The 26,549-nt window shown below is 46.2% G+C and carries 16 protein-coding genes; 3 read left to right on the plus strand and 13 right to left on the minus strand.

The annotated features are described in order from the left end of the window. Positions 1-193: 193 nt before the first annotated feature. Genes NIAKO_RS26085 through NIAKO_RS26105 form a run of 5 tightly spaced genes read right to left on the minus strand, consistent with a single transcriptional unit; the run spans position 194 to position 9,175 of the window. Positions 194-928: a rhamnogalacturonan acetylesterase gene (locus tag NIAKO_RS26085; protein WP_014221456.1), complete on the minus strand. Its 735-nt coding sequence runs from the start codon at positions 926-928 to the stop codon at positions 194-196. A gap of 59 nt (positions 929-987) precedes the next feature. Then, the gene (locus tag NIAKO_RS26090) at positions 988-2,376 is read right to left on the minus strand and encodes a pectate lyase family protein (protein WP_014221457.1); all 1,389 of its coding nucleotides are present in this window, start codon (positions 2,374-2,376) and stop codon (positions 988-990) included. A 59-nt stretch (positions 2,377-2,435) separates the two neighbouring features. Beyond that, entirely contained in the window at positions 2,436-4,046 is a 1,611-nt protein-coding gene (locus NIAKO_RS26095) for a DUF5123 domain-containing protein (RefSeq protein ID WP_014221458.1), read from the minus strand. 24 nt (positions 4,047-4,070) lie between these two features. Next, entirely contained in the window at positions 4,071-5,900 is a 1,830-nt protein-coding gene (locus tag NIAKO_RS26100) for a RagB/SusD family nutrient uptake outer membrane protein (protein ID WP_014221459.1), read from the minus strand. A gap of 53 nt (positions 5,901-5,953) precedes the next feature. Continuing rightward, complete coding sequence (locus NIAKO_RS26105; protein ID WP_014221460.1) at positions 5,954-9,175, minus strand: SusC/RagA family TonB-linked outer membrane protein; 3,222 nt, start codon at positions 9,173-9,175, stop codon at positions 5,954-5,956. A gap of 550 nt (positions 9,176-9,725) precedes the next feature. Here NIAKO_RS26105 and NIAKO_RS26110 point away from each other — a divergent pair. From NIAKO_RS26110 to NIAKO_RS26120, 3 genes are all read left to right on the plus strand, one after another. After that, complete coding sequence (locus NIAKO_RS26110) at positions 9,726-10,766, plus strand: LacI family DNA-binding transcriptional regulator (protein WP_014221461.1); 1,041 nt, start codon at positions 9,726-9,728, stop codon at positions 10,764-10,766. A 345-nt stretch (positions 10,767-11,111) separates the two neighbouring features. Beyond that, positions 11,112-11,795 (plus strand): ribose-5-phosphate isomerase RpiA, encoded by a 684-nt coding sequence (gene rpiA / locus NIAKO_RS26115; RefSeq protein WP_014221462.1) that lies wholly within the window; start codon positions 11,112-11,114, stop codon positions 11,793-11,795. 305 nt (positions 11,796-12,100) lie between these two features. Then, a complete protein-coding gene (locus NIAKO_RS26120; protein ID WP_014221463.1) occupies positions 12,101-13,540 on the plus strand; it encodes an aminotransferase-like domain-containing protein in 1,440 nt (479 codons plus the stop codon). Between the two features lie 34 nt (positions 13,541-13,574). Here the strand turns inward: NIAKO_RS26120 and mobA are convergent, their stop codons facing one another. The 8 genes from mobA to nirB form a co-directional block, all read right to left on the minus strand. Next, positions 13,575-14,186, minus strand: coding sequence for a molybdenum cofactor guanylyltransferase (gene mobA / locus NIAKO_RS26125; RefSeq protein ID WP_014221464.1), 612 nt, complete (start codon positions 14,184-14,186; stop codon positions 13,575-13,577). Between the two features lie 34 nt (positions 14,187-14,220). Beyond that, positions 14,221-14,508: an Rdx family protein gene (locus NIAKO_RS26130; RefSeq protein WP_014221465.1), complete on the minus strand. Its 288-nt coding sequence runs from the start codon at positions 14,506-14,508 to the stop codon at positions 14,221-14,223. 189 nt (positions 14,509-14,697) lie between these two features. Continuing rightward, the gene (locus NIAKO_RS26135) at positions 14,698-16,185 is read right to left on the minus strand and encodes a rubredoxin (RefSeq protein WP_014221466.1); all 1,488 of its coding nucleotides are present in this window, start codon (positions 16,183-16,185) and stop codon (positions 14,698-14,700) included. Between the two features lie 115 nt (positions 16,186-16,300). After that, entirely contained in the window at positions 16,301-19,819 is a 3,519-nt protein-coding gene (locus NIAKO_RS26140; RefSeq protein ID WP_041347323.1) for a nitrate reductase, read from the minus strand. A 117-nt stretch (positions 19,820-19,936) separates the two neighbouring features. After that, the gene (locus tag NIAKO_RS26145) at positions 19,937-21,223 is read right to left on the minus strand and encodes an MFS transporter (protein ID WP_014221468.1); all 1,287 of its coding nucleotides are present in this window, start codon (positions 21,221-21,223) and stop codon (positions 19,937-19,939) included. A gap of 131 nt (positions 21,224-21,354) precedes the next feature. After that, the gene (locus NIAKO_RS26150; RefSeq protein WP_041349367.1) at positions 21,355-22,881 is read right to left on the minus strand and encodes an alginate export family protein; all 1,527 of its coding nucleotides are present in this window, start codon (positions 22,879-22,881) and stop codon (positions 21,355-21,357) included. Positions 22,882-23,115: 234 nt separating this feature from the next. Beyond that, the gene (gene nirD / locus NIAKO_RS26155; protein WP_014221470.1) at positions 23,116-23,466 is read right to left on the minus strand and encodes a nitrite reductase small subunit NirD; all 351 of its coding nucleotides are present in this window, start codon (positions 23,464-23,466) and stop codon (positions 23,116-23,118) included. A 299-nt stretch (positions 23,467-23,765) separates the two neighbouring features. Beyond that, positions 23,766-26,267: a nitrite reductase large subunit NirB gene (gene nirB / locus NIAKO_RS26160; RefSeq protein WP_014221471.1), complete on the minus strand. Its 2,502-nt coding sequence runs from the start codon at positions 26,265-26,267 to the stop codon at positions 23,766-23,768. Positions 26,268-26,549: the final 282 nt, after the last annotated feature.

Genomic DNA, 26,549 nt, shown 5'->3' on the forward strand with positions numbered 1-26,549 from the left:
TTAGATGGTTGTATATCGTGAAACGTCAAACGTGAAACGTGAAAGGACTCGCGCTTGGGCAGCAGTCGCTTCCATTTTCGGTTCTCCGTTTACTCAGAATTCCGACTTATATTATTCGTACAGCAGTAATTAAACGCGTGTCCGTGTTAACTTGTTAACCTGTCAACATTATCAACTATATCAACTTTATCAACTACTTCCTCACTCTTTCCACCAGCTCCAGATTCAAACTCCTGATGTTCTTCAAAACGATCTGCGCTATCATACGGGCGCCGAGCTCGTTGAAGTGGGTATTATCTTCTTTGCCCTGCGGGTAGTTGGGGTGGTCCCCGGGGGCGAGTTGATTGAACAACAACTTCGATTTTTCTACGCCCCATTGCTGATACAGCGCCTGTCCTTCCTTATCAAGGTCAATCAGGGGCACGTTGTTCTCTTTGGCCACATCGCGCACAATTTGCGCATATACGTCGTGTGTGCCTGTTACGTGACCTGCCGAATCGAAACTGCGGCGTGCAACGGGTGTCAGCAAAACCGGGTTTGCTTTTTTGCTGCGGGTATCGGTTATATATTTAACCAGGTTGGATTTAAATACTTCTTCTGTAGTGTAGCTCTTTTTTGTTTTTACTTCATCGTTGTGCCCAAACTGCACAAATACGTAATCGCCTTCCTGCATGGCATCTACCACGGGCTGCCAGCGGCCTTCTTCCATAAACGTTCTGGTACTGCGGCCGTTCTGGGCGCGGTTGTCTACTTTTACCGTGGAATCAAAGAAATAAACAAAGGGCATTCCCCACCCTGTTTCGGGGTAGGTTTTCGGATCTTTTACCGACATCGTTGAATCGCCTATCAACCAAACAGTGATTTTCCTCTTTGGTGGCGCTACGAAGGCAACTAACATCGACAGTGCTATAATTAATCCTTTGTTCATCTTTGTATATTTCTGATTCGTGAATCGGGGCCACTCTCCCGGCCTTCCCAACCAGTCAACTACTTAACCAACTCATTCAAATACACCTCTATATTAGTATACTGCTTATCCAGTTTATAAGCCGATGCATCGCCGGCATCTGCGGGATTCAATGCATGTTTTGTTTCCCATGCATCGGGCATACCGTCCTGGTCTTTATCGGCTGGGGCCGGCAATGATTTCAGGGTGGGCCATGCGTTTACGGTTTTTTCATACTCCGTGCCATGGGGATAACCTCCCTGCACATCTACAAAATTACCGCTGCGGTGTTTTACATCATTGATAACCTTTGCATCGAGTTCGTCTCTTTTGAGACTGCAACCTACATTTTTCAATACCAGCTCATAGGCGTCCTGGGCGCTTTGCGTGGTAACGGGTGCGGCAGGAAAAGCAGCGTCTGCTTTTGCCAGGGACTGATCGTCGGCTTGTTTTTCACCAACCTGTACGCCCTGCCAGTTGTTACGGGTCACCTCAGCTGATCCATCCATATAATTCCCCGCTATAAAGAATTTCCCATAGGGCAATTTGGAATTTTTCCATGGGTTCATGATCCGGTATTGTACATCCTTTTTGGTATTGGGCCCGTTCTTGTAATAATTGTTCACCATATTGTACGTACCGCCTTCACCTGCATAGGCACTGTTAAGCCCCCAGTCGTAGATCACATTATTACGGAAATCAACAAACTCTTCGATACCCTGCCTGTTGCCATTGAACCGCGGATTTCGGCTGCTGCAATGCGCAAACAGGTTGTGGTGGCCCGATAAATGTTTTCCGCCCCAGATGCCGCCATAGCCATGGTGCTCATAATCTTTATCACCTGTTTCAAAGTGATAACTGTAGTTCAGGGGTTCTTCAATAAGGTTCCATTGCAGGGTGGTGCTGTCGCCATTGTATACCGAAAAAACCTCATCGGTACTCCAGCTTACAGAACAATGGTCAACAATGATGTTCCGGCGCCGGGTTCCGCCAAATGCGTCGTCCCCGCCATTGCCATCGACCATGCCGCCCTTTTGATTTTTATCGCCCATGCGGAACCGCATATAGCGTACAATGATGTTATCGCCACCCAGTCCCACCGAGTAATCTGCCAAACAAATCCCATCGCCGGGCGCTGATTGCCCGGCAATGGTTATGTTACCTTTTATTTCCAGTTTCGATTGTAAATGAATGGTACCTGAAACAGCAAATACTACCACCCGCGGTTCTTTTGCCTCTACTGCATGTCGAAAGCTCCCCGGGCCGCTGTCATCGAGCGTGGTTACCACATACACTTTACCACTCCGGCCGCCAGTGGTATACTGGCCAAATCCTTCTGCACCGGGAAAGGCAACGGTTTGGGCTTTTGCCGAAAAAAACATTGACAGGCAGCAAAAAACTGTTCCAAAAACATTTATTCTCTTTATCATACTCAAATTAGTTCTTACAAAACTCAGGTAAATATACCAGATGTGATATTTTTCAATTGTTAATACTGCCACCTGGGATCACCACAGGAAGATCTTCCGAAGAAGGTCACATCCTTATATACAAAGTTCCCGGCAGCAGGATTTGTAAACAGATCGGTGCTGGCTTTACCATAATCTGCCACATTAGCAATTGGATTGGTAGAAAAAATACAGTCCGTTGTTTTGTAAGTATTAAGGCCTACTGATGGCGCCGTGCCTGCACGAATACCTCTCGAATCGGTAGTCGAGATGGTTTTACCAATTATATTATTGGCAAATGTGAACGTTCCTATGATCTGTGCATTGTAGTCGATAAAATAACGGGTAACAGCCGTCGTGTTGTAAAAAGTATTGTTATCAACCTGCACAGTTGTTGAAGGCGCCAGGTTATGGTAAATCAGGGCAAACCCTATATTATAAAAAGTACTATTGGTAATAAAGATATTATTGAACTTACTGGTGGCTACCGTATTATTTATAAAGGCATAGTTTCCGCCACTGGAATTGCTAATGTCATATACAATACATTTATTTACTACTATTCTGTCGATATTGATGGGATTAGCGCCCTGCACACGCAACGGGGTGAATCCCATATTCCGGATAATACAGTTCTCAAAGTTGATCTCTGCGGTGGTGCTGCCTGCACTCTGGTTAAAAATATAGTTTCGTTTGGTAAGTGCCGGGTCTGCATTCTGATAACCGGTTATATCCAGGTTTTCGAATTTTATAACACCTGCCGTGGAAGGCAAAGTCATTACGTTAAATGCAAGAATAGGTCTGTTAGGCCCTGTTTGTCCCCAGATGGTAAACGATGCATTATTAGGCAGCACTATGGGATTGTCAGTTGTATATTTTGTTCCCTGTTGCAATACAAAAGTAGTTCCGGGAGCCGCTGTTGTTAAAATAGTGGCCAGGTCATCAGTTGGCTGTACCATTACTACATTGGCCCCTGTTGGCGTGCCTGCAAAAGAGGTAAATGTCAGGTAGCCTTTTTGAGCCGGCCCCAAGAAAATAGCCGCATCGTAGGTTGTTTTAGGCGTAAGAACTGAAATAGTTTTTGTACCTGCAGTAATATCGGCGGGATCCAGGTTCACGCTGATTGGCGTACCGGTTTTTGGAGTAAGCGTTATTTTGGTAAACCCCGGATTTACTACCCACCTGAGTGTAACTTTAGTGTCGGTAAGTTCACCATCCAGAATGGGTCGCATGTACTGTTCACCTTTAATGGGCGTCATGCTATTGCTGTGCAGCCAATGTGATTCTTCACTGTTACCTGCTGCATTGGCCTTTAACCGGGCAAAGTATTTTTGCTTAACGGCCAACTGTCTGTCGGTAACTGTTATCGAGGTATTTTTGGTAACCTGCGATAATTCAGGCGTTCCGGCAAACAGGGAATCTCTTGATAATTCAATAGTATAGGAAACATCGGCATTGCCGGTTGTATACAGCGATGCTTTCCATGACAGGGTAGCGATGGTATCGCCACTTACTACAGAAATATCACCCGGGATGAACATGCGCACCAGTTCATTGCTTCCCACGTCATCTTTTTTGCACGATACTATTCCCAAAGCCAGCGCCATTGCCGGCACTATAATTCCTTTATATTTATTTATTACGCTCTTCATTTTAGTAATGGTTTAGGTGGACGATTAATACCCCCAGTTCTGGGCCATGTTATAATTCAAATTGATCGCACTGGTAGGTATGGGGAACAGCTCTTTTTTATTCGCCTCAAACTTAACGGCATATCCTTTCAGATCGCCCGTGAGGTAATCTTCATTTACAGAAGCCCGCCAGTTTTTGGTAGTGTACCCTGTAGGGGCTGTGCTGCTTCCGGTACCTGGCGTAAACAATGCCTGCGAAACAGGAATGCCACCGGGAAAATCAAGGGTCTTTATTTCATCCACTGAAGCTACCAGGTTATAGGTGGCTGGTTTGGTGTATACATATAAAGGCAGGTTGGCGTAGCGGCCAGCACCGTTCATAAAGTCGCGCAGCTTTTGACGGGTTTCATCAATTTTACTCCCCAGCATGTTCCAGCGAATAAGGTCGTATTTACGAATGCCTTCGCCGCCAAATTCCAACAAACGCTCCTGTACAATTGCTTTAAAGAAACCGTCTTTGTCAGTTGGTGTTGTTCCCATCCGGGTTTCATACCCAATAAACGCACGCTTTCTTACTTTTTCATAAGCACTTATTGCATCGGCAGAAGGGCCATTGTTTATTTCATTATCGGCTTCAGCATACATTAACAGTACATCTGCAAAGCGCAGGATGGGCCAGTTGATGGCCAGGTTCTGCGATGTACCTGTAATATTTGTCCATGATCTTCTAAACTTGCCATCAGTCATGGTAGTGGCCACGTTCATGAGTTTTTTGCCGGCCGTATCGATCTCAAAAATATTGATGGTTACATCGCGACGGATATCACCGATAGAATCAAACTCGTAATAATAAGTTGGCAACGGGTTGATACCACCGCCGCCACCGCCAAATTTTGAACTGGTGCTGTGACGAAGGCCGTTATAATACCCCAGCTTACTATCGGTGGAGGCATTGCCGCCAAAGGCACCTACTTCAAACATCAGCTCATGCGCATCATCGAGGCGGGTGGCAGAATGCAGGGTCTTAAAGATATTTTCATACACCGGGTTCAACGAATGCTGTTCGGGGTGGGCAATGATCTCTTTGCATTCATCATAGGCGATCTGGTAGTATTTTTTGTAATCGGCCCGGCGCTCATTTTGATGGGTGTCCTGGCGCAGGCTGTAACCGCCACGTGCGAGCGCAATTCTTGCCCGCAGGCCTTTTACCGCGCCTTTGGTAATGCGAATGTTCTGATCGGGCGACTGGGTGCGCCAGGGAACCAGGTCACCTGCCAGTTTCAGATCATCGAGCAGCTTATCGTACAAGGTATCTGAACTAACTCTCGGCAGGTAAACGTTTGTCATGTCAGCGGCGGGCTCAAACTGGGCCGGCATATCGCCCCAGTTTCGGATAGCTTCATAAAAGAACTGTGCCCTGAGCGTCAACGCTTCCCCGTACAATTTTTGCAGGGTCGCTTTTTGCGCATCGGTACCATTAGTGTATAAATCTGATTTAGGAATATACTTGATACAAACATTGGCGCGCTCGATGCCTTTGAACAACTGGGCGAACGGGTTGGGCAGATCGGTATTATCGGGGCTGGCGCCATAACAACTGATACCCCGGCGATCCAATGCACTGTAGTCGCCTGAGGTTTTCATATCATCGGCCGACTGCGGGAACAAAGTCGCAATACGGCTTCCATACCCATTATCACCAATCAACATGGCATAAATACCGATCACGGCAGAGTTCATATTGGAAACGCTGCTGAATACCGACTCCTGGGTAAGGGTGGAGGGTGAATCGACGGTCAAATATTTTTTACACGACGCTGCAGATAAACCAACGAGGGCTACAGCAAGTAATATATTAAAAGTGTTCTTTTTCATTAGACTGTTTTTTTGTGCTTTCTCCTATGCTTCTTTATCAATCAGGTTCATTATTAAAAACTAACATTCACACCGCCCAGGAAGAACCGGCTGCGGGGGTATGCCGCATAATCTACACCAGGTGTAAGCGGGTTAGAACGGCGGGTATTTGCCTCCGGATCGTAACCTGTATATTTTGTAAAGGTGTACAGGTTGTTCACAGTTGCATAGATCCTGAACCTGGAGAACACTTTTGTTTTTTGTAACAGGCTTTGTGGTAATGAATAACCAATGGTTATATTCTGAATACGCAGGTACGACGCATCTTCAATGGCGAATGAATGCAGGAAATAGTTACCTACTGTGGGTGTCCAGTATTTAGCGTTTGCATTCATGGCGCTTAATGTGGCCGGGTCGGTTACCTTATTACCATTGTCATCAAACAATTTGTACCGGTTTTTCATAAGGGCCAGCATGTTATTGTCTTTATACTGGTAGGTAGTGGTAAATTCCAGCGCGTTGGCATTGTACTCTTTTGCGCCTACCGACCAGTTTACAAAAACGCTCATATCAAATCTTTTGTAGCTAAACTGCTGATTGAGGCCGCCGGTGAATTTAGGCTGTGCATTACCCAATACGGTCATATCATCCGCGCCTATAGTCATGTCTTTTGAGCCGGATAATTTTTTCAGCTTCAGATCGCCAGGCTGTGGCGCCCGGTTACCCAATGCAGCGGCAGAGCTGTTAGGCACATCAGGCTTCAACGTATAGGTTTGGTTAGATGCGTTGTAATTGAAATCATCTACGGTATAAAAACCATCGGTTACATAGCCATAGAACTGGCCAATTGGCTTACCCACTTCTACCTTGAAATCGTTCATGGAGTTCACCCAACCCGATTGTACCAGGTAAGAATTTAACGGATTACCCATAGGGTCGCGACCCAGGCTGCGGATCTCATTGCGGTTGTGTGCAATGTTAAAGGAAGCATTCCAGCTAAAATTCTTTGTGTTCATGATGTTGGCGGCCAACTGCAATTCAAGACCGGTATTAAGAGTTTTACCAACGTTTTGTTGCTGGAATGGATAACCTGTAGTAACAGGTACCTGCGCCGTCAGCAACAGGTCGCGGCTGGTGTTAAAATAATAATCGATAGATCCGTTGATGCGATTCCGCAGGATGGTGAAATCCAAACCAATGTTACGTGACACCGTGGTTTCCCATTTTAACCTCGGATTGGCAAACGCTGGTGGCGCAAGTCCAGGTGTTACAGATTCATCAAACGCATAGCTTGAAGTAGTGGTGGTATATGTTGTTCTGAACAGGTCGTTATCGATGCGGTTATTTCCAGCGGTACCCATACTGGCCCTTAACTTCAGATCAGAAATAAAAGAAACGTTCTCCATAAACGGTTCCTGCGAAATACGCCAGGCAGCTGCAAAGGCAGGGAAAGCGCCCCAGGCATTCTGATACAGGAATTTGCTCGACCCATCGTACCGCAGGGTTCCTGTTAACAGGAATTTGTCTTTATAAGAATAGTTTGCCCGGCCAAAGAAAGAAGCCAGTTTGTTTGACAACTCTGAAGTAGTTGGCGGGTCCTGGATCTGACCTGTAGGCGGCGTTGCTTTTTGAATACCGGCAAATGCCTGGTCAACGGTAAGGTCAACCGGCATCCACTTTATAGTGCTGTTAAACGACGTTAATTTGGTTTGATATATTTCCTGACCAACCACCACATCGAATCTATGATCGCCTATCGTTTGTTTGTAGGTGATGGTATTGGAGTTGGTTAGCGAAACATTATCATAGGTATTAATACCAACCACCGGCATATTGGCATTCTGACGCGCCAATGCGGTTACCTTGCCGCTGTAGGCATTTACCTTTTCATTATAAGCAGTTACGCCCACTACCGATTTAACCGTAAGATTGGGCAGGATATCGTAACTGGCATAGCCGTTAACAATGACATCGTTCTTGTAATCGTATTTCAACTCGTTATGCGCCAGCATTACCGGGTTGGTGAGGTTGGTAAGGTTGGCATAATCGGCATCGAACTGGTCGATACCCGTATTATCCTCTTCACCCGGGGCAACAAATGGCTTGTAACGTACTGCATTGCGTAAGCGATTGGTTCCCTGCGAACCTGTGTTGGAGGTTCCTACGCCATCTATACGCTGGCGGCTGTACCGGGCACTGAAGCCAACCCGGAATTTATCGGTAGCGCGGTGATCGAATTTTAAAGAAGCCAGCGTACGGCGATAGCCCGATTCCAACATGATGCCATCTTCTTTACTATTACTCACGTTCACGTTGAAAGTAGTTGCTTTTGAACCGCCGGTCACTGAAACCACATGGGTATTATTCACGGCATTGCGGCCAAACACCTCGTTCTGCCAATTGGTAAATGGCATCTTTTTATAAATATCAAGATCTTCCCAACGGCCATAGGTTTTTGCAAACGTAGCTTTATCATCGGTACTGCCATTATAACGTTGGTACTGATACATTACATAGTCATACGGATTCAGTACATCCAGGGTCTTCGTGATCTGTCTTACCCCGGCGTACCCATCGTACGATACGCGGGTTGGCATATCCTTACCGCCCTTGGTAGTAATTACCACCACACCATTGGCGCCGCGGGCTCCATACACAGCTGTTGAAGCGGCGTCTTTCAACACGTTGATGGTCTCAATTTCCTGTGGCGCCAAAAGCGACAGCGCGTTATCAACCGGAATACCATCAACTATATAGAGTGGTGTATTGTCCTGTGAAATAGAACCACCGCCACGCACCCGCACCAAAATGTCGGCGCCGGGACGGCCTTCTGTTGTAGTTACCTGCACACCGGCCAGGCGGCCGGCCAGTGCTTCGGCTACTGTATTCACTGGCACATCTTTCAGGTCTTTTGTGCTCACAGATGAAACAGAGCCTGTCAGGTCTTTTTTCTTCGCAGTTCCATAACCGATCACCACTACATCATCCAGGCTGTTGTCTTCCTTTATCAGGGAAACAGTAATAGGATTAATGCCGTCGGTAATGGCTTCCTGCTGTTTATAACCCAGGTAGCTGAATACCAGCGTCAGTTTTCCCGATTCGCCGGGAATGGTAAAAATAAATTTACCGGCAACATCTGTTGTGGTGCCGTTGTGGGTGCCTTTCACGATCACGCTCACACCGGATACTGGCGCACCTTTGTCATCGGTGACCGCTCCTTTGATCTGTCTTGATTGTGCAAATAGGAAAATGGGCAAAATGAGGGAAAGGACTACAAATGTAATTCTTGTGGTCATATGGCGGTTTCGTTTTGGGGTTCTTTATATACAGGACTCTTTAAGGCTTTACGCCTGTATATAGAAATAATAGCAATCGTCTTAAGTTAATTCCAATGTCAATGATAGTGAGGTATTTTTTAAATTGGTAGTTTCCACATGCATTTTTCTATGCAATCGTTCCCGGCAACGTTGTAAATGTTTAACGCAGAACGCTGAAGGCTGAAGGCAGTTCGCGCAATACGAAGCCCAAGATGAAATTCTTCCGGGGTCTGCCAGGAAAGGCCGTTCAACCGGTGCATGGGATGGTGTTTGCGGTTATAGTTAACAGTTTTGGAATGTGCATGAATTATTCATGGAAGAAACAGCTGCAGTGCCTGCAATAGTTTGGATTTGTATATATAATGACTCTTCAGGAGGGCCGAATATTTTAATTCAATTCTAACAGGATATTATTAAATAATTCGCTTTCTTCAGACCTTTTCCAGCCAATCGTTCCCGGGAACGATTCCAAAAGGATGTAACACGCTATTAAAAAAGCAACAATTTTTCGGTATTTTGCTGCCACAACGTGAAATTTGAAACTGTAACCATAAAGGATATTGCCAGGGCGCTGGGACTTTCAACTTCTACCGTATCGCGTGCACTACGCGGTAGCTATGAAATTAGTCCGGAGACAAAAAAACTGGTACTCGAATACGCCGAAAAGATCAACTACCGGCCTAACCCGATCGCTTTGAGCTTGAAAGAACGCAAAAGCCGGTCGATAGGCGTGGTGGTCAGCGAGATTGCTAATACGTTTTTCTCGCAGGCAATCAATGGAATTGAATCCATAGCTTATAACCGCGGGTACCACGTTATTATTTCCCAGAGCCATGAATCGTATGAACGGGAAAAAGTAACCATTCAACACCTTGCTTCGCGCTCGGTAGATGGGTTGCTGGTATCCCTCTCCAACGAAACCATTGACCTGTCGCACCTGAAACAGCTGCACGACAAAGGCTTGCCGGTGGTGTTTTTTGACCGCATTACCGATGAAATAAACACCCATAAGGTTACTGCCAATAATGTAAAAGGCGCTTTTGACGCTACCCAGCATCTTATAAATAAAGGGTTCACCCATATTGCGCACATTACCAACTCCCCCAACCTGAGCATTACCAGGGAAAGGTTGCAGGGGTACCAGGAAGCGCTGAAAAAGAACAACCTGCCGTTTGATGAAAAGCTGGTGCACTACACCCTGCACGGTGGGATGATCTATGAAGAAATTCAGGATGAGATTCAGAAAATGTTTACCGGCCGGCAAAAGCCGGATGCTATTTTAACGGCCAGCGACCGCATTACCACCTCCTGCCTTACGGCTCTGAAGGCCGCCGGCAAAAAGATCCCCGACGATATTTCCGTGATCGGGTTCACCAATACCAATATTGCCGAGCTGTTCAACCCACCACTTTCGGCAGTTCGCCAGCCCGCCTTTGATATGGGACAGGTAGCCACCGAACTGCTGATCTCCATCATTGAAAGCAAACGCCCGGTTACCGAGTTTGAAACCCGGATCCTGGATACCGAGCTGTTTACCAGGGAGTCATCGGAGCATCACCCCACTCATTAGTTACCGGTTTGCCGGCTTCCGGTCGCCGGTTCGTTCCAAATGTTTCATTATTAACTAAATATACTTTTGCATCCCAGGATTTTGATATGTTATCCCAGGATTTCAGTTCAGTTTCCTAGGATTTCACTACGGTTTCCCAGGATTTTGATATATTATCCTAGGATTTCAGTAAGATTTCCTGGGATTTCAGTATGATTTCCCAGGATTTCAATACATTTTCCCAGGATTTCAATATTTTTTCCCAGGATTTTGATGCGTTTTCCCACACACTTTGCAGGCATTCACCAACTGGAACATTTTTTTAATCAGTGTTGAAATAACGATTATAAAAATTACCTTCACTTTATGCTTACGCAGGACGAGATCAAGCAGTTAGTAGCTAAGCAGGCTGCTCAACTGGTTCAAAATAACATGATAGTTGGTATTGGTTCAGGCTCTACGGTTTACTGGCTTATTATGGAGCTGGGTAAACAGGTAAAAAAGGGTCTGCTGTTCCAGGCTGTTCCCACCTCTAAAAAAACGGCCGCCCTGGCTGCCCAGCAAAACATTCCCCTGGCCGAATTGAATGACGTGAACGCGATTGACCTCACTATCGACGGAGCCGACGAAATAGATCCCAATCTGCAAATGATAAAAGGCGGCGGTGGCGCCCTGCTGCAGGAGAAAATGGTGGCCGCAGCCTCCCGCGAACTGCTCATCCTGGCCGATCATACCAAACTGGTGCAACACCTGGGCCAGTTCCCCCTGCCAATAGAGGTGATCCCCTTTGGCTGGAAACAGGTTCAACGCGAGATCCGCGAAACCTACCAGGTTGAACCCACCTTACGCATGCTGAACGATCAACCCCTTGTTTCAGATCATGGGCATTATATCCTCGACTGCCCCTTTCAGAAAATTGAAAATCCCGATATTTTAACGTACGAACTCAATGGCATTCCCGGCGTAGTTGAGAATGGCTTGTTTGTGAATATGGCGGATTTGGCGTTGATAGGGTTCCCTGACGGTCGTACTGAAACAATGCATAAATAGATTTATCAGTTTACAATGTAGTTTTCGGATCAAAGAAAGGCCGTTTATAAGTTATTTAGTTCGTTAGTTTTTTAGTTATTAAGTTCTTAGGTTCGTAAGTTATTGGGTTATTAAGTTTGAGGTTCCAGGTTTCGCGACCTTCATTTCTGCCCTCTGCCTTTTGCCTTTCCTTTATCAACCCTGTCAACTCCGTCAACTCTATCAACCTACCTCTTCCTGGTCAACTGGTTAACTGGTCAACTGATCAACTTCCTACCATAAATCAGATGTAGTTTTCGTATCTTAGACTATATCAGATTACAAAAATGCCCAAGAATAAACCAGCCGGCACCGACCACCTGTACCTGCAGATTGCGGGAAGCCTGGAACAAATGATCCATAACGATATTCTAAAGATCGGCGATAAGCTGCCTTCGGTGCGGATGTTGAGCGATGAATATGGCATCAGCATGGGTACTGCATTTCAGGCCTACTATTACCTGGAGGGTAAAGGACTGATCGAGTCGCGGCCCAAATCGGGCTATTATGTGCGGTTCAACCAGAAACGTTTTCCCGCATTGCCTGCTGCTGCAAAGCCGGAAGCCATGACCGAAACCATCAGCCTTGATGAAATGGTCACCGCTGTTTTTAAAAAATTAAGCGCCACCGATGTTACCAACCTGGCGGTGGCAGCGCCTGCCATGGAGCTGATCCCTGCCGCCAAACTGAATAAATCGCTGGTGCATGCCTTCCGCCATTCGGCCAGCAGTTGTTTGCATTATGAAGATGTACAGGGGAACCTGGAACTGCGTAAACAGGTTGCCCGCATGGCTTTTAACTGGGGTGGAAAGGTTAACGCCAATGATGTGGTGATCACGGCCGGTTGTATGGAAGCATTATCTATATCGCTGCAAACAGTTACCCGTCCGGGTGATACGGTGGCTATTGAATCGCCTACTTTCTTTGGCATTTTCCAGGTGATGGAATCATTGGGCTTGCAGGTGATAGAAATACCTACCGATGCTGTTACCGGCATCGATTTGAACTACCTGGAGGAGGCCATTCCAAAATCAAATATCAAGGCCTGTGTGTTTGTGCCCAGCTTTAATAATCCGCTTGGCTGTTGTATGCCCGATGAAAATAAAAAAGCACTGGTGGAATTGATCACCAAACATCGCATACCCCTGATCGAAGATGATATTTATGGGGAATTGTATTTCGGGCAGCACCGGCCGCGTTGTTGTAAAACCTATGATACCGAAGGCTGGGTGTTGTATTGCTCTTCTATCAGCAAATCACTGGCGCCGGGTTACCGCATTGGCTGGACGATCCCCGGCCGGTTTAAAGAACAATTTACCCGCCTGAAAATGCGGCACACCATCAGCGGTGTAACCATTACCCAACATACCATTGCGCACTTCCTGGGTATTGGCCGGTTCGATTATCATTTGAAAAAATTACGGACGGCCCTGCATACCCAACAACTGCGATATGTGCAGGGCATCATCGATCACTTTCCGGAAGACACAAAAATTTCAAGGCCGCAAGGCGGGTTTGTGTTGTGGTTGGAATTGAACAAAAAAGTAAACACCTATCAATTGTACCAGGAGGCTATCAAATACCAGGTGTCTGTTGCGCCGGGTAGAATATTTTCCATCCGCGACCGATACAGCAATTATTTGCGTATTGGTTATGGACAGCCCTGGAGTGATTCGGTAGAGAGAGGCGTTCGGATAATAGGTAGCCTGGTTAAAAAGATGGGCTGATTGGAATGGAACTATGTCAACTCTATCAACTTGCCTATTCGGGGAGCGGCGTAATCGGGTGTTCAAAAAACATCTCTATATCAGCATTGGAATTATAGTTGCGGAAAACGTGCTGACTGCGCATGGGTAATCGCAGCGTAACGCCTTCGTCGAAGATGGCTTGCAGACTGTAATTTTTCAGGCGGCCGATCATGATGCGTCCGGCTACTTTTTCCAGTCCCGTGCGGGTATAGATGCCACAGAAAGGCTGTGCAAAGTTCACGTCCTGGTAAACATAAAAATCTGATTGATTATCGCGCATATATTCCTGCAACAGGAAATGAATAGTACCGGCATCGAGGTCAAGCATGTCGCAGGCCAGTAACAGCAGGTCATTATCGGGGTATTGCTGGTGAACGCTGAGCAGCCCTCTCAGCGGGCCTTCCACATCGGCATTATCCACTACCAGCAACTCGGGTGAGATCTCTTCAACATAGGTATGCACCTGTTGCTCATTTATTGAATATACCACCGGCAGGTGAAACATAGCCAGCTTTTCGTGCATATGTTTGGCCCAGATGGTATTACGAATCGGCAACAACCCCTTATCGGAGCCCATGCGTTTGCTTTCGCCCCCGCATAAAATAACACCTAACAAGTTTTCCATACTATATATACTGGAAGGTTATTAATCAAAGCAATCAGTCCTGCATTTTGCGGTCTGCATGCCCCAGGCTTTTGCCGGGAGCCACCACATCACGCACCAATTGCTTCACTTCTTTAATTTCAAGGAAACCGCCCGTTTCTTTGCGATCAAAAACCCTTTGCTCCCCGATGCAAATAGTATACCGGCCACTTACTTCACTGGGTTTTAATAACACCCCCTGCAAATCATCTGCAAAGGTGGTTAACAACTCCTGTGCCATATACGCAGCTCTGAGTAACCATCCGCATTTTGGACAATATTCTATAGTTACAGTAGGTTTCATGAAACAAAGATAAGGGTTCAGGCGAACCGGAGAACCTAATGTAAGTCACAAATTGGGGAGATGACCTGTGGCCTTCCAGTACCGGCGCCCCTTCGACTGCGCTCAGAGCTTTATGGCCCTGATCCTTCGACTCTGCTCAGGATCTCAATGAAAACAGAATGTTAAATATGGATATTAACTATTGTTAGTTTATGCTTTTGCCCCTTCGGCCTTTACTGCCTCAAATTCCGATTTTGCCGATTCACAAACCGGGCACTGATAAGTGGCGGGCAGTTGATCAAATGGGGTGCCGGCGGCAATGTCGTTTATGCTATCGCCATACTGTTCGTCATACACGGTAAAGCAGTGCTTACACTGATGTATAACGGGTACATTCACCGGTGTTTTAGTGACGGTTTCCTGTACCACCTCCTGGCGGTATACATTATGCAGGATCTTGTCTGCCTCGGTAGTGAGTTCATAAAAATACTTACACAACGAAATCAGGTAAGCGCCCAGCTCTTCTTTCTGCACCGCACTTCTGAATAAAATATATTCGCGCGAGTTGGGATTGAAATCTTTCGTGTACATGATATCGTACCGGTTCATGGCCGCACTTTTGTTACGGCTTGCATTCTGCTGCCTGGCAATTACCACTGCTCCAAACAACCCAAACAGCCCCGATTTGGATTTTGTTTTGATAGCAAAACTTAGTCCGTGAGTACGCACATCATCTTTATCAAACTGACGAATAATATATCGTTTCAAATTCAGTCCTTCTTCATTCAGGTCCTCCACCTGCCAGTTCAGTTCATTGGCGGCATGGTGCACATTGATGCGGTACGTGTTCAACACGTATTCCCATGCGGTGCGGTCGTTTTGCGCAATACCTTTTACAATAAGCGATTTCCAGGGTGTAACGTACAACTGCCCTACTTTGGTTTTCAAACACAACGAAGCAATGTCTTTCAAAAATGAAACCGGGAAACATTCATCGCGGCGATAAATACCTAACCATGTTTTTTCACCATAGCGGTTGAACCCCTCGTAATATGGCAACGCGAATTTGGGGATAGCCAGTTCGCTGCTAACCGGCTGCGTTACGAATAACTGTTTGCTGTGCACCGTTTCATACAACGCATCGCCATCCGTTAAGGTGGGATTAGCGATTATCGCTTCTTCCAGCAACCAGGTCATGCGGGGAATGTCGTCGGAATAGATCAACCCCTTCCAGCAATAAATAACCGTGGTCTTGGGAAAACGCACATATAAATACCAGTAATTATTTACCGGTGATGAAATAAAATTGATATTACCGGTAAAGAAGGGAATAAAACTCTGACTGGCATCAACCAGATTCAGTTTCATTTTTGGCCGGTAATCGAACAACCCCAGAATATCTTTATACACACCCTCGCTTAACCAATTGGCGTTTTGAAAAACATCTTCCGCTACATACGAGGTTAAAATATTGGAATACTCATCATGATTGGCTTCATAAAAAACACCCAGCTGGTCCAGCTCTTTGCGAAACTCTTTTTCGTTGGAGCTATCGGCCACAAAATACAATTGCTGGCGGTTCCCGAACTGTACCTGGTCAACACCACAACGTTCTGCCGCTTCCATCCAGGTATGCAAATCACCGGCTGCCATTATTCCGCCTGGAAGATTGATCTTTATATGATGATACTTTCGCATACTTAGTTCTAAGTTTTTAGTTAAGGGGGCAGAGTTCCGAGTTCCAGGTTCCGAGTTCCAAGTTGCCGCGCAGCGGTGTATTGCTTTTTGCTTTAAGCTTTCGGCTTTCAGCTTGCTACTTTGCAAGCACGTTGCTTGTTACTCCCGCTAAGGTTTCTTCTAAAATCCTTTGCACTTCCGGTCTGCATGATCCACATCCAGTGCCCGCCCCTGTTGATGAACACAATTGCTTAAAGTCGGTACAACCTTCGTTGATCTTGTTCTTCAGGTTTTCACTGCCCACATTGTTGCAACTGCATACCAGCCTGCCTAATACCGGTTCGGCTTTTTTGCCGCTGCGTAATAATTGCAGGCGTTTTTCATTCAGCTCAATTTTGTTGGCAATGAGCTCCCTGAATTCCTGGAACTCACTTTTATCACCAATTAATATAGCACCTACCAGGCGGTCCTGGTGAATGATACATTTTTTATAATACCGTTTTGCCTTATCCAGGAAAATGATCTCTTCATAATCATCATTGGGGCACTCAGGAATTCCTATACTGCACAGATCGAAGCCATGAATTTTAATAATGTTCATGAACAGGCTGCCTTTGTAGTAGCTGGCAATATCGCCTTGCAGATAGCGGGCCACCACATGCGCCTGTTGTTCGGCAGCCGCAGTAATGCCATATAACACGCCTTCAAATTCGGCAATCTCTCCAATGGCAAATACATTCGGGTCGCTGGTTTGCAAACGTTCATTTACAATTACTCCGCGTTGACAATGCAAACCGGTTTCTTTGGCCAGCTCGATGTTCGGAACTGTACCAATGGCAAATACCAGGGCATTACAATCGATCACCTTTCCGCTTTTCAGGCGAATGCCGGTTAATTCGGTACGGCCATAAAATAACTGTACTTCATCATCATAATAGATATCGCAATTCTGGTCAACCATTTCTTCGTGTAAAAACTGGCTTCCCAACGGATCGAGCTGCCGGTCGAGGAAACGAGAAATGCGTTGGATGATGGTCACTTTTATGCCAACCTCGCGTAATGATGCTGCCAGCTCCAGCCCCAGTAATCCACCACCCACAATCACCACATGCCCATCGGAAGGCACATGGTTTTTAAATTCGTCGGCATCTGTACGGCTGCGCATGGTAAAGATCCCTTTTAATGAAGGAACATTACGCGGCATGGCTGCCCGGCTGCCTGTTGCCATCAACAACACATCGTAATAAGTAGTGCGACCCGTTGAATCGACCACGCATTTGTTCTCGCGGTCTATTTTCTCTATACTGACGCCTTTATATAATTTGATATTGTAACCAGGCTCTTCGGATTCTTTCATTTTGATCAGCTGCTCCCAGTTTTGGGTGCCGCTGATGTAATCGGGCAACATTACGCGATTGTAAAAAGGGAAATTCTCTTTGCTGAAGATCACCAGTTCATCTTCCTTATTCATTTCGCGGTACGATTTCACAAAACCAAACGCTCCGGCGCCAGCTCCGATGATCACAATGCGCTGACGCGGCTTTTTATAGGGCGCTACCTGTACGGCACAGAATTTAAAATCCGGCTCCTTTGAGATGGGGTCTACCATCGCGCTGGTAACATTGTTTGCGCGGTTCAGATCACTGTTCAGGATCTTGCCCCAGTGCATGGGAATAAATACCACCCCTGGTTTTATGGTGGCCGACACCTGCGCCTTTACCCGTACTTCGCCCTGGCGCGAGCTTACCACTGCTATATCTCCATCCTTTAAATGCAGGCGGCGCGCATCGTCAGGGTGAATTTCCAGGAAGGACTGTGAAATATGTTGTTTCAGTTTATTTACCTTCCCGGTTTTGCTCATCGTATGCCATTGATCGCGAATACGGCCGGTAGTTAGAATGAACGGAAAATCGCCATCCGGTTTTTCGCTGGTATTTTCATCCGGAACCGGGTGAATCACCGCTTTGGTGGAAGGCGTATAAAAAGTTTTGTCGGTAAACAAGCGTACAGTGCCCTGGCCGGTTTCCCCCTTTGGGTATGGCCATTGCACTGACCTCCTGTTTTGCAAAACACTATAATTTAATCCGCTGATATCGATGTTAGTGCCCTCGGTCAATTGGGCATGCTCATCGTAAATGGCTGAGGCATTCTCAAAATCAAAACCATGATACCCCATCTTTTTCGCAAAGCGGCAAATGATCTCAGCATCGGGCAATGCTTCGCCGGGCGCATCAACGATCTTGTTCAAGTATGAAATGCGACGTTCCGAGTTGGTCATGGTGCCTTCTTTCTCCGTCCAGGAAGCGGCGGGCAGAATCACGTCGGCATATTTCAGCGTTTCGGGTTTGTTGCTCATGTCCTGCACCACCACAAATTTCGCTTTCTTCAATCCTTCTTCAGCCACCCGCACATTGGGTAAACTAATCAGCGGGTTGGTGCAGATGATCCAGATCGCTTTCAGTTTGCCTTCGTTCAGGGCATCGAACATTTCCGTAGCCGTTAACCCGGGTTTGGGAGAAAGTTGTTTTCCGCCCCAGAACTTTTCTATTGCCGAGCGGTGTTCCGGATTGGCGAGATCGCGATGCGCAGGTAACATGTTCGACAACCCGCCTACTTCGCGGCCACCCATGGCATTCGGCTGCCCGGTCAATGAAAACGGGCCAGAACCGGGTTTGCCAATATGACCGGTAATGAGGTTGAGGTTTATTAAGCTGAGGTTTTTGTTCACCCCTACGGCACTTTGGTTCAACCCCATCGTCCACAAACTCATAAAGCCTTTGGCATTGCCGATGTGTTGCGCAGCCAGGATAATCAGGGCTTTATCAATGCCACAGATCGCGGCAGCTTCGTCGAGCGTTCTTTGAAAAACGATCTTTTTATATTGCTCATACCCTTCGGCATGGTTCTTTACAAAATCAAGATCTACATCGCCATTTTCTATCAGCAGGCGGCCAATAGCGTGGTTCAGCGTAATATCTGTTCCGGGGTTCAGTTGCAAATGCACATCGGCCAGTGAACAGGTATCTGTTTTACGCGGATCGGCTACAATGATCTTTACATGCGGATTTGCCGCTTTATGCGCTTCTATCCTGCGCCATAAAATGGGATGGCACCAGGCCGGATTGGCGCCGGTTATAAAAAAACAATCTGCCAGTTCAATATCATCGTAACAACCGGGCACGCTGTCTTCGCCCAGTGCCATCTTATAGCCAGCCACCGCACTGCTCATGCACAGCCGGGAGTTGGTGTCTATATTATTACTTCCTATAAATCCTTTGATGAGTTTATTAATCACATAGTACTCTTCGGTAAGGCATTGGCCGGAAACATAAAAAGCAACAGAATCAGGGCCGAACTTATCAATGAAAGTTCTAAATACAGCAGCGGTACGGTCCAGCGCTTCATCCCACGATACACGTTGCAGGGGCATATTCTTGTTATAGCGCATTTGCGGGTACAATAAGCGGTCGCTTTTATCATTCACAGTATAGTGCAGATTCATTCCCTTGCTACACAGCATGCCCCTGTTCACCGGGTGATTCTTATCCCCTTCCACCGTAATGTTCCCCTTCTTGTCTTTATTTACCACTATACCACAACCCACCCCGCAATAGCTGCAGGTAGTAGTCGCAGAACCGGAATGCTGATTATTCATACTCATGCTTTTGAAATGTTGAATATTGAACGCCGAATTTTGAATTCCGAAGTACAAGCCAATATTCTCCTTCCCTTCGACATTCGACATTCAATATTTATTATTCTTCGGTTGTTTTTAGGCTGCTGCTACTACCGGCTCCAGTTCTTCTTTTGCTGCGCCCTTACGGAACCGGGTAATAAAGATGATAACTGAAACAACGATCACTATAATACCTATGTACCGGAATGCTTCTATATAAGTAATAGAGTCTGATTTAAACAGGAACCCGAAGGCCATACCACCCAGGTTGCCACCTGCGCCTACAATACCGGCTACCAGACCTGCATTTTTTTCATTAATAAATGGAACGATGCCGTAAGTGGCGCCGTTTGCCATTTTCAGGAACAGGGCAAACAACAACATAGAGGCGATGGCCAGTACCAGGGTGCCGGCCTGTGCAAACACCAGCAGTCCCAAACCTTCGAGTATTAATACCGAGCCAAGCAACAGGCCTTTGCCGCGCATGCCATACTTGTTGCCTACTTTATCTGAAACTATACCACCCAATGCACGGGCAAACAGGTTCATAAACCCAAAGATCCCTGCCCAAAAACCTGCGCTGCTTTGATTCAGTTTAAACGTATCTACAAAGTGCAGAGAGGCTACGTTATCGAAGGTGATTTCCATGCCAAAACACATTCCATACGCCATCGCCAAAGCCCATACGCGCCAGTCACCCAACACAGACCAGTCAGTTTTTGATTTTGCACCTGCAGTACGGCCAATTTCTTTATAATTACCAGCAGGGGTATCTTTTGTGAATTTGTAATACAGGAAGGCCATGATCAGCATCATTACGCCAGGTACAATCATGGCATAACGCCAGGCTTCGTGGGGGGTATAACCAAATCCTACAATGGCTGCAAAGATCAGGGGCATAACCATGTTGGTAACACCGCCGCCCAGGTTGCCCCAGCCACCAGTAACCGCATTGGCAGTACCTTTAATTTTTGCGGCAAACATCATAGACGTATGAAACTGCGTAATAACAAATGAAGCGCCGATTACCCCAATAGCCAGGCGGAACAACAGAAAGGTCGTATAATCATGCGCCAGGCCCACCAAAAAAACCGGGACAGAACCCACCAGCAGCAACCGCACAGCAGTGATCCGCGGCCCCCAGGTATCGCAAAACCGGCCAATTACCAGCCGGGCTATAATGGTTGAAGACACGGAAGCAATAATGATATTCCCGATCTGTGCTTTTGTTAATCCGAGATCGACACGAATGGTGGGCATCAGTGGCGCCAGGCCAAACCAGCCAAAAAAGCAAACAAAGAACATCAGCCAGGTAATATGAAACGTTTTCATTTGGATACCGCTGAGTGAGAATATTTTTAATTTATCGAGTGGTTGGTTCATATCTTAAGTTTAATTCTGTTTAAAAATTGCTTTTAAAACTCAAGGGGCAGTTGCAGGTTACAAGTTTCAGGTTGCCGGTTTCCGGTTTGCCGCAACGCGGATTGCCGATTCACGATTCACGATCTCACTTGCTACTGTTTTTTGAAAAAGAAATCTGGTTTAATGTTAATCATCAGGTACGCCCAGTTGGCATTGTGCCTTGCCTGGTCCATGGTAGCTCTTTTAACATACTCGGTGCTGTTGTTCGCCTTCATGTATGAGTACCCAAGCTCCAGGGTGGTGAATTTATTGAGTGAATAATTGGCTATAAAGTCAAACTCGTAGCCTAAATTCTTATCTATATTGGCTTTATCAGGATCGCCTGCATTGGCCACATTCTGAGCCAGCATAAAATTGTGCGCATCCAGGCTTACAAAAAAACGGGTGGCCTGGTATTTAACCTTAAAATAAGCATCCTGCAAACCGCCCACGGGTGAACCTGTTCCTACATAATAGTAATCCATATAGCCCCAGAACCTGTGCGGTGTGCCATATAAGGGATCAAAGCGATGTGTTTCGGTAGCAGCCGTTGTGGTGCTGTTGCCTGATAAATATTCATAACCAGGACCAAAACTTATTTTACCTGATTGTAATGTGAGTGAGGCGGTGTAATGAGAAGCATTCAGGTCTTTTCCATCCCGGTCTTTTCCACTTTGAAAATAAGCACCTACCTGGAATGCGTTCTTCAATCCTGTTCCCTTACCAAACGAGCCGTTGATGAGTAAACCATAAGTAAGGCGGCTGTTCACGCCTTTTACGTCGTACCTTCTGCCATACACATAACCGGTAGCAGCAGTGCCTGTTGAATCGAGGCGGTATTTTGCGAAATCATCTTTAAAGAAAAGTCCGGCGAATTTCACCTGGCCGAACTTGCGGCTTACATACAGCATTTGCATGCTTTTGTATTGCTGGTTCATGCCATTGGTACTTACATTATTAGCCAGCACGGGCGTACCAGCCTTGCTGCTGGCCGCGCTGATAGCGCCATTAGGCGCCAGGGGTAATAGACCTGCCGGGGTAGCTACCAGCGTGCCCAGTGAATTGGTAACATAGGGAGGAACGTTGCCGGCGATATAACCGGTTCCGGTATAGCCAAACGCATCGGTGTTTTGGTTAAATCCGGCGCCCAGGTCAACCTGCCAGCCATGATGCATTGCTTTTATCAACAATGCATCGTGACGGCGCCCTTGTTGTAACCAGTCTAAATCGCCTAATAACCGCGTATCGTCATATATTAATGCCTGACGGCCGATTTTAAAAGAAAGATTGTCGATACCTTTTGTTTTTATGGTGGTATCAGCCGCATTCATAAGCGTTACTTCTGCCCAGGCTTCATGCACCATCAGTTTGTTTCCATCGGCATTATTGATCGTGGAAGCATCCTGTCCCCACACCCGAACGTCCTGAACAGAGAAATTGAAGTTTACACGGTCCCACTTGTAGCCAAAGATAAGGCGGGCGCGTTGAGAGGTTAAAAAAGCAGGGTCAGTACCTTTTGCATTGAGAGTGCCATAGCCATCACGTACTTCGGTACGCGTGCGCAACTGTCCTGCCAGTGAAAATTGCGCAAAACTGTTAGCAGGCTTTCCCAGTAAATATGCTACTCCGGTTACTGCCATGAAAATTAATTTTTTCCTCATACTTTTGTTTTGGTTTTTTACGATGATGATCCATTCATTTGTCGTGATTTGCTTTTCCCCGGCCAGACTGCCATCTGCCGGGGTTTTTTAATTGCCTTTATTGTTCTTTGCTTTTAGCATACAGTTAGTTTGGTTACTTAATTTGGTTTACAATATGGCAGGCAATCGTTAAATACTATGCAGGCAGGCAACCGTTAACCAAAACGTTATTCGTTATTCTTCAATTCCTATATATACCAGGTCATTTTCTATTTTTACCGGATAGGTCTTTAAATCGCCGCAATCATCGCCACTCAAACATTTACCGGTAGCCAATGAGAAGGTTTTTTTGTGAAAGGGACATGCCACTTTGGGTTCGCTGTTTTGTGTTCCTATCATTCCCCGGCTTATGGCCATTTGCATGCGGTGCGGGCACATATTCTGGGTGGCATACCATTCGCCGCGGCGACTGAAATTGAAGAGCGCAATTTGTTCGTCGTGATACTTTACACAAACACCTCCGTTTTCAGGCACATCTGTAGTACGGCAGGCTAAAAACCAGGTAAGTACGTTTTCTTGGATCATAACATGTCATTGTGTTTATACAAAAGGATTCCCTGTCCGGCTTTCGCCGGAAATCAATTGGCAACCGGCAATTTGCAATTGGCAAGGGTTGCCGAATGTCAAACTGTTTGCCTTGTTTTGCCTAAAGTAAATGATAAGCAACCGTGGGCATACGTAACCAGTGCCGGTTATACCGGCCGGTCATATAGCAAGTTTGGGTGTGAATGTTTTAGTATATCAGAAGAATGGCGGCCCTTGGCCCTACCAGGTATGAAGCTTTGTTATTATTTGCCAATTGCAAATTGTCTATTACTTATTGGCTACTTCCACTCCTTCGCTTTTTTCTGTTCCCGCATGGGTTCAAACTGAATGGAAGGATCTTTCTCTGCAGGCGCATTTACAAAATGCGAAAAACGTTTCCGGATCTCAGGATTCTCAACCGCTTCCTTCCATTCGCATTTGTAATTATCTACCAGCAATTGCATTTCTGCCTCCAGCTGTTCAGCTATGCCTAAGCTGTCATTCACTACTACATTTTTCAGATAATCTATCCCGCCTTCCATTTTATTCAACCACGTAGCAGTACGGGTTAAGGGGTCAGCGGTTTTTATATAGAACATCAAAAAGCGATCGATGTATTTAATACAGGTTTCTGAATCCAGATCGGTAGCCAGCAATAAGGCGTGTTGTGGTTTTGAACCGCCGTTTCCGCACACATACAGGTTCCAGCCTTTTTCGGTAGCAATAATGCCAAAGTCTTTGCTTTGCGCTTCGGCACATTCGCGAATACAACCCGATACAGCTGATTTCAATTTATGAGGCGCACGCAGGCCACGGTATCTCTCCTCGATCCGGATAGCGAAACTAACACTGTCGTGCAAACCAAACCGGCACCAGGTGCTGCCTACGCAGCTTTTTACCGTGCGTAAGGCTTTACCATAAGCATGGCCGCTTTCGAAACCTGCCGCGATCAGTTCACTCCAGATTGCAGGCAGATCACTTACGTGTGCACCGAATAGATCGATACGCTGACCGCCGGTAATTTTTGTATAAAGATTGTATTTCTTAGCTACCTCTCCGATTACGATCAGTTTTTCAGGTGTAATTTCTCCACCGGGAATACGGGGCACTACTGAATAGGTACCGCCCTTTTGAATGTTGGCTAAAAAGCGGTCGTTGCTGTCCTGCGCGGTATCGTTTCCTTTAGCCAGGATCATCTCATTCCACAAACTGGCCAAAATAGAGGCAACAGGAGGTTTACACAATTCGCAGCCATCGCCTGTACCCAGTTTATTCAACACTTCATCAAACGTCATCAGCTTATGCACTTTCACCAGGTCGTACAATTCCTGACGGCTGTAGTTAAAGTGTTCGCAGATTACATTGCGTACATATTTTCCCTGTGATTTAAGCGTATGGTTAATGAGGTCTTTTACCATGGGAACGCAACCACCGCAACCGGTACCTGCTTTGGTACATTTCTTAATAGCGTCCATGGTTTCGTTGCCATCACATACCGCCTTGCAGATATCGCCTTTTGAAACGCTTTCGCAACTGCAGATCAGCGCATCATCGGGCAGGCTGGTAATACCGGCGCCGCCTTCGCCACCAGAACCGCCGCGGGCGCCAAGGATCACATCCTCCGGATTGGGCGGCAATACCACTTTGTTCTTGCTGGTTTGCAGTAACATATTATAGGCTTCCGCATCACCCACCAGGATACCGCCTAATAAATATTTTCCGTCGTTTGAAATATTAATGCGTTTGTAAACACCCTTCATGCTGTCTTCCAACACTATGCTTCGGCCTTCGGTATGCGCCACAAACGGATCACCAAAGCTGGCCACATCAACACCAATCAGTTTCAGCTTGGTGCTCATATCGAACCCGGTGAACGATTTGTCGCCGCCCATCAGGTTGGCAGCTACCACTTCGGCCATTTCATAACCGGGCGCCACCAAACCGTAGATCATTCCGCCATGCAAAGCACATTCGCCAATGGCAAAGATGAATGGATCGGCGGTTGTTAATTTATCGTTCACTACTATACCGCCACGGTGCCCGGTTTCCAAACCGGCCAGTTTCGCCAACTCATCGCGTGGTTTAATACCGGCAGAGATCACCAGCATGTCAACATCCAGTTTGGTATCGTCCGAGAACTGCATACCATTTATAAACTGATCGCCCAGGATCTCAGACGTATTCTTACTTGTATGAATGGAAAGCCCCAGTGATTCCAGCTTTGCTTTTAAGATGTTGGAACCGGCTTCGTCAATTTGCCGGGGCATAAGACGGGGAGCAAATTCAATTACGTGGGTATTGGTAACACCCAGGTCTATCATGGCTTTAGCCGCTTCCAGACCCAGCAAACCGCCACCAATTACTGCACCGGTCTTTGCCTTTTTAGCATAGGCCGTCATCAGTTCCAGGTCCTCGATAGTGCGGTAAATAAATACGCCTTCTTTTTCAACGCCGGGGATGGGCGGAACAAAGGCGGCTGAGCCGGTGGCCAGCACCAGGTAATCGTAAGATTCGGTAATACCGTGGTGAGAACGAACAGTTTTTTGTTCGCGATCTATATAAGAGATGGGATCTCCTAAATACAATTTGATATTTCTTTCGGCATACCAGTCAAGACCTGCCATTGTGAGGTCTTCAGCTGTTTTACCAGCAAAGTATTCACTCAAATGAACGCGATCGTAAGCCGGGCGGGTTTCTTCACCAAAAACCACTAATTCTATTTGCCCTGATTGGGCTTTGGCTGTTAGCTTTTCACAAAACTTGTATCCAACCATTCCATTGCCGATAACTACTATTTTCATAATCTGCGGTTTTAAGTGTCAGTTAATACGCAGGCAATCGTTTATATTATATAAAATCACATGTAAGAACTAAATGGCAATTCGCTAAAATTTTATCCGTTGTTTTGTGATCTCTGTAATAAAAATACGTGCTTTTTGTTGTAATTTATACTCGAATTTCAAATATATCTAATATATTTATTTAACTAATGTATAATTATTTAAATTTTTCTCTCATTTTTGGGGTAGGAACCGGAAAGCATGACTCACACTAGCGACTAATGCGATTTTGCCGACTGGTTT

Origin of the sequence: Niastella koreensis GR20-10 (assembly GCF_000246855.1) — a bacterium.
Taxonomy (GTDB): Bacteria; Bacteroidota; Bacteroidia; order Chitinophagales; family Chitinophagaceae; genus Niastella; species Niastella koreensis.